This is a genomic window from Salibacterium sp. K-3 (genome assembly GCF_054052005.1).
Window position 1 is genome coordinate 1,213,751 of sequence record NZ_JBSVZE010000001.1, and the last position, 9,346, is coordinate 1,223,096.

General features: G+C 46.6%; 14 protein-coding genes. 13 read left to right on the forward strand and 1 reads right to left on the reverse strand.

Going from position 1 to position 9,346, the window contains the following annotated elements; translation table 11 throughout:
• Nucleotides 1-47 precede the first annotated feature (47 nt).
• From ACW9JV_RS05965 to ACW9JV_RS06010, 10 genes are read left to right on the forward strand one after another with little or no spacing between them, the layout of a single operon-like run.
• A complete protein-coding gene (locus ACW9JV_RS05965; RefSeq protein ID WP_457332328.1) occupies nt 48-2,276 on the forward strand; it encodes a phage tail tape measure protein in 2,229 nt (742 codons plus the stop codon).
• 3 nt (nt 2,277-2,279) lie between these two features.
• Complete coding sequence (locus ACW9JV_RS05970) at nt 2,280-2,702, forward strand: phage baseplate protein (RefSeq protein ID WP_457332330.1); 423 nt, start codon at nt 2,280-2,282, stop codon at nt 2,700-2,702.
• Nucleotides 2,699-3,028, forward strand: coding sequence for a phage baseplate plug family protein (locus ACW9JV_RS05975; protein WP_457332332.1), 330 nt, complete (start codon nt 2,699-2,701; stop codon nt 3,026-3,028). Before ACW9JV_RS05970 ends, ACW9JV_RS05975 begins: the two co-directional genes overlap by 4 nt.
• Nucleotides 3,021-3,821 (forward strand): phage protein, encoded by an 801-nt coding sequence (locus ACW9JV_RS05980; protein WP_457332335.1) that lies wholly within the window; start codon nt 3,021-3,023, stop codon nt 3,819-3,821. Before ACW9JV_RS05975 ends, ACW9JV_RS05980 begins: the two co-directional genes overlap by 8 nt.
• Nucleotides 3,818-4,255, forward strand: a complete 438-nt coding sequence (locus ACW9JV_RS05985) for a hypothetical protein (protein WP_457332337.1) — start codon at nt 3,818-3,820, stop codon at nt 4,253-4,255. Before ACW9JV_RS05980 ends, ACW9JV_RS05985 begins: the two co-directional genes overlap by 4 nt.
• Nucleotides 4,252-4,608: a hypothetical protein gene (locus ACW9JV_RS05990; protein WP_457332339.1), complete on the forward strand. Its 357-nt coding sequence runs from the start codon at nt 4,252-4,254 to the stop codon at nt 4,606-4,608. The genes ACW9JV_RS05985 and ACW9JV_RS05990 overlap by 4 nt, the downstream gene beginning before the upstream one ends.
• A complete protein-coding gene (locus ACW9JV_RS05995) occupies nt 4,609-5,784 on the forward strand; it encodes a baseplate J/gp47 family protein (protein WP_457332341.1) in 1,176 nt (391 codons plus the stop codon). It abuts the gene before it with no gap.
• Entirely contained in the window at nt 5,781-6,407 is a 627-nt protein-coding gene (locus ACW9JV_RS06000) for a hypothetical protein (RefSeq protein WP_457332343.1), read from the forward strand. Before ACW9JV_RS05995 ends, ACW9JV_RS06000 begins: the two co-directional genes overlap by 4 nt.
• 12 nt (nt 6,408-6,419) lie before the next feature.
• Entirely contained in the window at nt 6,420-7,352 is a 933-nt protein-coding gene (locus ACW9JV_RS06005; RefSeq protein WP_457332345.1) for a hypothetical protein, read from the forward strand.
• Nucleotides 7,334-7,459, forward strand: a complete 126-nt coding sequence (locus ACW9JV_RS06010) for an XkdX family protein (protein ID WP_457334601.1) — start codon at nt 7,334-7,336, stop codon at nt 7,457-7,459. Before ACW9JV_RS06005 ends, ACW9JV_RS06010 begins: the two co-directional genes overlap by 19 nt.
• 161 nt (nt 7,460-7,620) lie before the next feature.
• Here the strand turns inward: ACW9JV_RS06010 and ACW9JV_RS06015 are convergent, their stop codons facing one another.
• Complete coding sequence (locus ACW9JV_RS06015) at nt 7,621-8,232, reverse strand: hypothetical protein (RefSeq protein ID WP_457332347.1); 612 nt, start codon at nt 8,230-8,232, stop codon at nt 7,621-7,623.
• A gap of 98 nt (nt 8,233-8,330) precedes the next feature.
• Between ACW9JV_RS06015 and ACW9JV_RS06020 the strand changes: the two genes are divergently transcribed.
• The 3 genes from ACW9JV_RS06020 to ACW9JV_RS06030 are packed head-to-tail and all read left to right on the forward strand — an operon-like array spanning nt 8,331 to nt 9,331.
• Entirely contained in the window at nt 8,331-8,672 is a 342-nt protein-coding gene (locus ACW9JV_RS06020; RefSeq protein WP_457332349.1) for an S-layer homology domain-containing protein, read from the forward strand.
• 55 nt (nt 8,673-8,727) lie between these two features.
• Complete coding sequence (locus ACW9JV_RS06025; RefSeq protein WP_457332351.1) at nt 8,728-8,985, forward strand: phage holin; 258 nt, start codon at nt 8,728-8,730, stop codon at nt 8,983-8,985.
• A 31-nt stretch (nt 8,986-9,016) separates the two neighbouring features.
• Nucleotides 9,017-9,331 (forward strand): hypothetical protein, encoded by a 315-nt coding sequence (locus tag ACW9JV_RS06030; protein WP_457332353.1) that lies wholly within the window; start codon nt 9,017-9,019, stop codon nt 9,329-9,331.
• Nucleotides 9,332-9,346 lie beyond the last annotated feature (15 nt).

Genomic DNA, 9,346 nt, shown 5'->3' on the forward strand with positions numbered 1-9,346 from the left:
GTCCCTTTACGAAGGGGCTTTTTATTTTGGTGGGAAGGAGGTGCGATATGGCTTTACGTGATCTATTCGTGTCGATTGCCTTTGACGTTGAAGATCGAGCGTTGCGTAATCTGAACGACGAGACAGATGACTACATTGATAATTTAAAACGCGGTGACAGGGCAATAAGCGACATGGACGACACCATGCAAGATTCCAGTAAGTCAATGACCCGAGAACTTCGCGGTATTGGTGATTCGGCAGAGAGGCTGTCCTCTGACATCAACGGAATAGAGGATCCCAACATCAGTGGTCGCCAAGCAACCGGACAAATGCGGAATGTAGAAGGTGCGGCAAGTGATGCTTCCAACGAAGTGCGTAACATGCCTAACCCTGACATCGAGACAAAGCAATCAGAAAGCAGACTGGACAACCTAAAGGAAAAAGCCTCTGATCTTAAAGGAATGCTGGCTGGTGTTGCTGGTGCACTTGGTGGTAGCGCGGCCGCGTCCGGAATTGAGAATCTGGAAGGACTTGCTGCTAATCTTGAAACGAGATTAGGTGTATCTAGCGAGGAAGCAGAAAACCTGCGCAGTCAGATTATCGATATATACGGCGGCGGATACGGTTCTAATATAGCGGATGTTGAACAGAGTGTCCGATTGACCAGGCTTATTACCGGTGACAGTGGATCAGAATTAGAGAAACAATCCAAAGACATGCTCCGTATTGCAGATGCGTGGGGTGTCGGCGTTGAAGAAGTGGCAGATGCAGCACGTGCGAACTCTCAATCTATGGGCGTGGATTTCACGGAATCCCTGAACACCATCGGCACCGGAATGCAGTCCGGTCTAAACGTGTCTGGCGACTATCTGGAAACAATGCAGGAATTCTCACCAGCGTTTAATCGTATCGGGGCAGACTCCGGCGATATGCTTTCTATTCTACAGTCAGGCATGGACGCCGGTATTCGTGATACAGACCGCATGGCTGATTCCATTAATGAGTTTGGCATACGGATGCAGGAGACGGATAATGAATCCCTTCTGAAGGTTGCAGAATCGCTGACAGACAGCGAAGAAGAAGCGCAAAAACTTGCTGATACATGGCAGTCTGATTTCGCCAAGGGTGGCGAAGATGCTCAACGCGTAACAGACGAAGTTGTTGAAGGTCTCCTTGATATGGAAGGCGAAGTCGGATACATGGAAACGGCTGTCGGACTATTCGGAACGATGTGGGAAGACACCAGCGGACGCGTGGGCGAAGCTATTTCAGATGCCGAAGGGAAAACTACGGATCTAAAAGATGCCACAACAGAGTTGGAAGATCAGTACGACACAACTGGCCAAAAGATAAACAGGGTGTGGAGGTCGGTAAATAACCTCTATGATACATTAGATCAACGCACTGGTGGTGTCCTTAGTAATGTCGCAGAAAGTTTCGGGCAAGCCCTTCCTTTACTAGGCGCTTTTGCATTAGGTAAGGGTGGATTAGAAGGGATTAAAAATGGAGCTAAAACTGCCACCAGATATGTTGGACGTTTTGGATCGCGCATATTCGGGCTTTCTAATCCCCTCGGTTGGATAGTGACATTTATGGGTGGGGTAGCAGAAACACTAATCACTCATTGGGACTCCATATCGGAAACGGCAAGCGAAGGTGAAAATGCGTTTGAAAAAGCATTTAGAGGAATATGGGCGACCGGTGACTATTACGGAAATGGCGTCATTGGGATATTAAACAATATTATTGATACGGTGAATAATTTCAGCCTTCTTGATTGGGGATTACCGGACATTCCTAATATTTCTAAGTTTAATGTGTTGGGAGAAGATACGGAAAATTATCTAAGTCAAGGAGAAAGCGCCCCGACGAATTCTGTTGTCGGTTCGCCCGGCGGCGCTAAATCGAATAGAGAGGACTCTTCCGACACTCAAATCCAAGGCATTGGTGCAACTTATACACCTCCCGGTCTTATCAAAGGCGGACTTGTAAAAGGCGGTAGCAACACGCTTGCAGTGACTGGAGATGGTGCAGATGATGAGGCTGTCGTTCCTCTGAACCGTAAAGTATATAAGCGTATGGGCGAAGGTATCGCCTCTGCTACAACTGATAATAGCCCTGCTGCTAAGCGAGAAACACCGACTGTAAATTTGAATGTTCAAAACAATTTCAGCCGAGATACAACTCCGGAACAAGCTGAAAGAATTGGTCGAGCCAACGCACGAGAAGCTTATCGTGAATGGAAAAAGTTCAAGGATAAATTTGATCGCGAAGAAGCAGCGAGGGAGGTGTAGCCGATGGCTCGCATTGGAAATGTGCAATTCAACGTCATATCCGAGCGCCGGACGTTTGACAACGAAGTCACCGAGCACCCGGTCGAAGATGAAGGATCCATAAGCGATCACGTATCAAATGATCCGGTGTCCTACTCGATTAAAGGCATGGTCACAAATCCCGGAGCAGCAGAGGCACACCGAAACCTGTTGAAGCTTCGTTTGAGTGGTGAACCTACGAAGTACCGAGGGCGCTCGACATTGCAACGAGCTGTCATTGAAAGCCTGGAAACGGATGTGGACGAAAAAATCCGGAACGGTTTCAATTTCTCCATGACGATCAAACAAATTGAGTTAGCCCGGCCTTCCACGGTCGGGCTTTTGCCTGCCTCGCTTGAAGCAGACACTTCCGAAGTCGGAAATGCGGGAAGGGTGCAGCCGCAATGATTTTACCCATCGAAAAGAGCCGCATCCCGTATGAGTTTGAAATCAAAATCGCCGGCACTCTCTATGTTTTCGAGATTCATTACAATGGTGAGCATGACTTCTTCACGGTCGATCTATACCAAAATGGAGAAGTGCTGATGTACGGCGAGAAGCTAGTATATGGATACCCTCTTTTTCATTCCTTGCCTGAGACACTAAAGCCTAGTCAAACGATCACGCCCCTTGACCCTTCTGGCGAGCAGAACAGCATCACGTATGAGAATTTTACAGAGAGTGTACTGCTGTACATCGGAGCAGAGGACGAGGGGGAGATAGAGGATGAATAGCTTCAACCGAAAAGGGGACATTATCCTTGGGCGCGCGTCGCTGTCCTCCGATGACTTTGATTATGAATTCGACGCGGAATTGACCGACGAACCAAAAAAGAACCATCTGGAAGTCACGCTGTACAACCTGTCGCATGACCGAATCAACCGCATAGCAACCGGAGACCCTTGCATCGTCAATGGGGGGTACGAAGGTGACACAGGCTCGGTTTTCGTAGGTGTTGTGTACGAATCCAGCACCGAGAAGAACGGCGTGGATAGAGAGACGACAGTCAAAGCTGTGGACGGCACCGACCAACGCGACGACCTCAAGGTGAACAAGACATACAAAGAGGGGACACGCGCCTCGCAGATTATCACAGACCTATGCTCGATTGTCGGACTGTCCATCGGCGCACTGAATCTGCCGGAGGATAAGCAGTACCGGCAGGGAAAGCATGAAGCGGGAACGATATTGTACCGCCTCCGATTGCTCGCTGAGGACTGCGGCGCAAAATTCCATATTAAGAAAGGCATGGCGTACATTCGACCACCCGATGAAGGGGACAATGTGCGCTTTGTTTTTAGCCCGGTACGTGGTTTGATTGGCAGCCCGGAACCGTTTGTCGAAGAGGATGACGATGGTAACGAGGTCAAAGGCTATAACGTTAAAGCGTTGCTCAACCACCGGGTACAGGCCGATGCCCTTATTACCATTAAGTCCAAAAATGTAAATGGACAGTACCGGGTACGAAAAGTCACGCACACATGGAGTTCGGACGAAGCGATATCAGAAATGGAAGTGGTCGAATGATACACACCAATATGCTCTGCAAAATAGTAGAGTATGATGCTGAAACCGGAATCGGGGCACTGGAACCTCTCTTCACTGACGAGGACGGCAACCCACTCCCGAAAATCATCAACGCGCGGGCGCAAAGGCAGCGGCTGAAATTGCCGAAAGGTCTCACTCTTGAAAGTGGCAGTGTGCAGCATTCAGCTATTCCGGACGGCGGGACGTCGCATACCATCAACAGTGGGAATGAAACCGTCGCCTATGATGCGGAAGGCGAAACACAAGACGTCCTACTTATTCCCTCTTATAAAAAAGGAGATATCGTCCTAGCTTGCATCACAGAGCGCGACTTTGCCGATGCCATCAAAGGCAAAAAAGGTAACGGCGACAGCAGAGAGCCACATGATGCCATGTCAGCGATTATAACCGGATTAGTGGGTGATATGGCGTGAAGTCCTTGAAAGTAGACAGAACCGGTGATTTGGTCATGGAGAACGGCGATTTGGTCGAAGTCAGTGGGAAGGATGAAGTGGTGCAAAACTTCCGCGACTTGTTGAAAATCAACAAAAATGAATGGTTTCTCGACCCGTCACAGGGCTTCGATTTTCGGGTGAAGCGAGGCAAAAACGTAGATGAAGAAGAAGTCCGGGATGCTATCGAAGATGTGGTCGATCAAGCGGATGGTGTGGACAGCGTGGAGAATATACAAATGGATGATACAGAGCGCAAAGACCGACATATGACCCTGCGGTTTACGGTTGTGCTTGAGAATGGCGATACGGAAGACATGGAGGAGGTGTTATAGATGGCTGGATTAGACCGTAATGGTTTCAAACGGAAGCGCCTTGCCGACATACGAAGCGAATTGCAAGACAAATGGCGGGAGCTGAATGGAGAAAATTCCCGTGTCACACAAGGAATTATGGCAAAGATTATCGCTCTGATGGCGTGGGCGCTCTCAGTGCTGTGGCAATTAGCGGAGCATGTCTATAATAATGGCTTTGTGCATAAAGCATCCGGGAAGTCGTTGGATGGACTTGTGAGCAATCGATTGATGAGAAGGCGACCAGCGGAAATAGCGACCGGGGAAATTGAAATAACGGGCGACGAAGGAACAGAAGTGGAAGCAGGCTTTATAGCCAGCAACGGTGATATGGAATATGTGACAACAGAAGCAGTGACGATAGAGTCGGACGGCACGGTACTGGCCCCCGTCGAAGCCGAGCAAGCAGGAGCAGAAGGCAACACACCCGCCAATACTGTGACTGAGATTGTGACGCCGATGGTTGGTGTGGACAGTGTAGCCAACCCTGACCCAATCAGCGGCGGACGAGATGAAGAAACGGATGGAGAGTTAAAGCGACGCTATGAATTATCACAAAGTGCCGGTAATTCTCCGACAACAAACGGCATTCGCGCTGCAATTTTAGGGGTGGAAGGCGCCATGACAGCGACGGTCATAGAAAATCTTTCCCTTGAAACAGATACAGAAGGCCGTCCAGGGCGAAGTTTTGAAGCCTTTGTTTCTGGTGGTTCGGATGAAGATGTGGCACAAGCTATCTTTAATCGACGCGCTGCCGGTGTTGAAGCATACGGGAGTATTACGGTTGATATAGAGGACGATTCAGGACACATCATTCCTATTTCCTTTTCTCGCGCAGAAGAAGTTGAGATATATTTCAACATTGAACTTGATACGGACAATGAATTTCCATCCGACGGCATGCAACAAGCGAGGACTGCGGTTATCCAATATGTCGGAGGTACAGATTACGACGGGAATGTCTATACCGGGTTAGGCGCAGGAGATGACATGTATTTTACGATGCTTATTGCTGCCCTCCATGATATTCCGGGGGTAAACCGAATCGCTACCCTTGAAGTTGGCACAGACCCAGATAACCTTAATCCCATGTCTGATGTGGCGATCAATCAACAACAAGTCGCCACTACAGATTACGAGAAGGTGACGGTAACATGAGTTTAATTGACCGAATAACAGACGCGTATAACAAAAACCCCAATTCGAATATAGCCAAAATTATTAGCCTGGTTATGAGCCAATTGGACGAATTGACCGCCACGTTTGAGCGTATCGAAGCGTGGCGAGCAATTGATAACGCAGAAGGAAGAACACTGGATGATATAGGGTTGGATTTAAATCAATATCGGGGGACAGCAACGGATGAAATATATCGAATCCTATTAAAATCCAAAACAGCACGTGATATGTCAGAAGGTAACACCAATACCGTTATCAATGTACTGGCAATGGCAATAGATGCTGATCCGTCAGAAATCGGAATTAGCGAAACATGGATGGATGAAGATAATCCAGAACCCGCTGGCATTAACGTTATAGAAATCCCCATTGAGCGATTGAATGCGGTAGGAATGAGTGGAGATCAATTTATACAATTTGTAGCGGGATCGGTTGCCGCAGGCGTGTATGTTCGCACGATTGAATTAGAAGGGACATTCTCGTATGGCGCGATAGATGAAGAATTGGACGAGAACGGCGGGTTTGCTGATGTGGACCAAACGACAGGCGGGTATTACGGGGCATTATACGAACCGGGAGATGAACGGCCGCTACCAATGTAAAGGAGTGATAGGATGGCAGAATGGAATGAACCTTTGCCGGAATGGAACGCAGGAGGCATTAAACCCCCACAAAGTAAAAAAGATGACGGGTGGAAGGAACAAGAGAAACCGCCTGCACAATGGCACAACTGGTGGATGAACACCACCTATTTGGCCTTGCAGGAAGTACGGGCTGTCATTGATGGGTTGAGCGCATCTGATATCGGCGCTGAAACTCCATCTGGTGCACAGAGCAAGGCGGACACCGCGGAACAGAATGCGAACGACTATACCGATCAACAAATAAGCAACGTAGATGCGCCTGTCGATTCCGTCAATGGACAGACTGGTGAAGTGACACTAGATAAAAACGATGTTGGACTAGGTAATGTAACCAATGACGAACAGGCAACAAAGACAGAATTTGATGCGCATAGTTCCGAAAAAGCGTCACAATCGTCATTGGGCCATATTATGGTGGGTGCGGGTTTAGGAATTGAGTCAGATGGAACGTTGAGCGTGACGCAAGAAGGTGTTCCAAGCGGAGTCATAACAATGTGGAGCGGCACTTACAGCAATATACCCTCTGGCTGGAATTTGTGCGATGGGAATAACGGAACACCGGACTTACAAGACAGATTTATCTTAGGTGCTTCTTCTGAATCGGAAATAGGAGATACGGGCGGTAGTCATGAGGTAACATTAACAGAAGCCGAAATGCCTTCTCACGGCCATAGTGGGGATACAAGTACCGACGGAAGTCACGACCACTCTATTGATGTATCTATTAGCGGTAGCACTTACGACATGGTAGGTGGAGATGCAGGGGGAGAATACGATAGAAGTGAATATACAGATTCGGCAGGAAGTCACTCCCACTCTCTGAATATAAACTCTGCAGGCGGCGACCAAGCACACGAAAATAGACCTGCATTTTATAAACTAGCATTTATTATGAAAGCGTAAAGGAGGGATACAGTGTTGATCGAGTTCGAAGATCCGTGGAAGGTGGCGTTATTACAGAATCAGAATACGAGGGTATCACCGGCGAAGCGTACCCGACAAGCTCATAGCTTGGGTTATGCGCACTAAAACCGAACACCTGAGAAGGTGTATTTTTTATTTCGAAATTAACCTTACCTCAACAACTTTAATTATTGATATATATATGGAGGGGGGGGATTTATAGGGATATGCTTCGCTACTGCATTGGCTCAATAAAAAAGCCTGAATATCAGGCTAAACAAAATTTTATAAAATTCTCTCCGATATTAGTGATCTTTAAATCCTTGTGAATTGAGCTAGATCCTGGGAAGGTTTCTGAAGTATAACTAGCATCAAGTAACCCACTTGTTTCTAAACGCGATTTGGCGATGGGAATAATTCTGTTTTCAAAGTCTAATTCCTCAACCAAGTGTTTATATTCTTCTGAGAAAGACAGTAAAACTTCGAATTCGAGAATAGTCATACTAGCTAATACTTCTAGGAATATTTTTCTTTCATCATAATTTTCTACAATTGTTGGCTGCTGCAAAGAATTGATAAAGAAGTTCTTAAAATAAGCTCTCTTTTTTCTTGAATGCTCACTTTCTATATACTCATTTAAATTCTCAATCAAAGAAGTTAAACATTCTTCATCATGTTCCTTGAGAGGTGGTAATTGAATGTTTTGCTCTTTTATATGAGTTGCTAATTCACTATAAAAAGATTCTATTCTTTTCAATCTTTTTTCTTGTTTTGTACTAAAATAAGCTGTAGATAAAGCTGGTCCGACATAAGGAACAATTTGCAAGCCCGTTTGTACAGAAATTTCAATTTTTTCTTTTGCTGAAAGTTTATCATTCAATTGCTTTCCTCGCTTTCTTTAATGATATTTCTAAACAAATAAACAGTATCATTTCTTTCTTGAAAAACAAATACTCATGAAGAGATTAGAGGGAGAAAATGCTGAAAGAAAACGATTCTGAGCGACGTCAGGTCAATGCGAACGTTTGGCATGCAGCAGGATACACGGGGAAAGGCGTTAAGATCCTGCTATTAGATGAAGGTGGTGATGCCAGAGAGAATATGAAAGACTGGTACCATGAACCGGACGTTCTCAAAGGGTTCTGGGCGTTTCAGGCGATAGGATATCTTGGAAAGCATGGTTACATTGGCGGCTATCCTAATGGCACTTTCCGACCAAACGAGGGAATGGAACGGGCGCAGTTTGCTGCTGTGATTTATCCAATGGCGAAAGAAATAGAAGAACTCAAGGCGGAAGTTAAAGCATTAAAAGGCGAATAAACCGGAGTCTCCAAAATTGGGGGCTCCTTTTTAATTCTAAAAAGGAGTGATTCACATGATTGAAAAACTGAAAAACCTAGAAGCAGGAACCGTCACAAGAACTGTACTTATGGCCGCGGCATTCATCAACCAGGGACTTGCATTGTTTGGTCATTCACCGCTGCCGATTGACGAGCAGAACGTAGAAATGTTCGTGTCCTTCGTGTTTTCGGCTGTCACTGCCGTAGCAGCTTGGTGGAAAAATAATAATTTTACCGAATCCGCCAAGCGCGCGCAGAACTATTTGGACAGTATCAAGAACGGTGAGCAGTAATCCCGGAGAGAGATAGAGAAGGGGGCTCAGGATGAGTAATGAACAACAAAACCATGAATGGTATTCGAATAAAGAGCTATTTGAGCAGCTGAACAGTTTCAAGGATGACTTCCACGATCTCCGAGCGGAAATGAAAGAAACGCGCTCCATGATAAGTTATTACAACGGTCTCCGCGAAGAAGTGGGAGAGGCCCGAAAAGAAATCGATGCTGTAAAAGGAAAGGTTAATAAGCTGGAAGCGACTGCCCAGGGGCGAACAGCTGTATGGAATGGCATCAAAAGCTGGGGCGGATGGATTGTAGCTGTACTCACGATGGTGGCCGGATATTTAAAATTAATAATGTAAGGACAGGTGGAATAC

What these genes read in the sequence shown, in the direction of transcription:
- ACW9JV_RS06000 (WP_457332343.1), top strand. Translation starts at nt 5,781, where the DNA reads ATGAGTTTAATTGACCGAATAACAGACGCGTATAACAAAAACCCCAAT.
- ACW9JV_RS05985 (WP_457332337.1), top strand. Translation starts at nt 3,818, where the DNA reads ATGATACACACCAATATGCTCTGCAAAATAGTAGAGTATGATGCTGAA.
- ACW9JV_RS05975 (WP_457332332.1), top strand. Translation starts at nt 2,699, where the DNA reads ATGATTTTACCCATCGAAAAGAGCCGCATCCCGTATGAGTTTGAAATC.
- ACW9JV_RS06005 (WP_457332345.1), top strand. Translation starts at nt 6,420, where the DNA reads ATGGCAGAATGGAATGAACCTTTGCCGGAATGGAACGCAGGAGGCATT.
- ACW9JV_RS05995 (WP_457332341.1), top strand. Translation starts at nt 4,609, where the DNA reads ATGGCTGGATTAGACCGTAATGGTTTCAAACGGAAGCGCCTTGCCGAC.
- ACW9JV_RS05970 (WP_457332330.1), top strand. Translation starts at nt 2,280, where the DNA reads ATGGCTCGCATTGGAAATGTGCAATTCAACGTCATATCCGAGCGCCGG.
- ACW9JV_RS06030 (WP_457332353.1), top strand. Translation starts at nt 9,017, where the DNA reads ATGAGTAATGAACAACAAAACCATGAATGGTATTCGAATAAAGAGCTA.
- ACW9JV_RS05965 (WP_457332328.1), top strand. Translation starts at nt 48, where the DNA reads ATGGCTTTACGTGATCTATTCGTGTCGATTGCCTTTGACGTTGAAGAT.
- ACW9JV_RS06025 (WP_457332351.1), top strand. Translation starts at nt 8,728, where the DNA reads ATGATTGAAAAACTGAAAAACCTAGAAGCAGGAACCGTCACAAGAACT.
- ACW9JV_RS05980 (WP_457332335.1), top strand. Translation starts at nt 3,021, where the DNA reads ATGAATAGCTTCAACCGAAAAGGGGACATTATCCTTGGGCGCGCGTCG.
- ACW9JV_RS06020 (WP_457332349.1), top strand. Translation starts at nt 8,331, where the DNA reads ATGCTGAAAGAAAACGATTCTGAGCGACGTCAGGTCAATGCGAACGTT.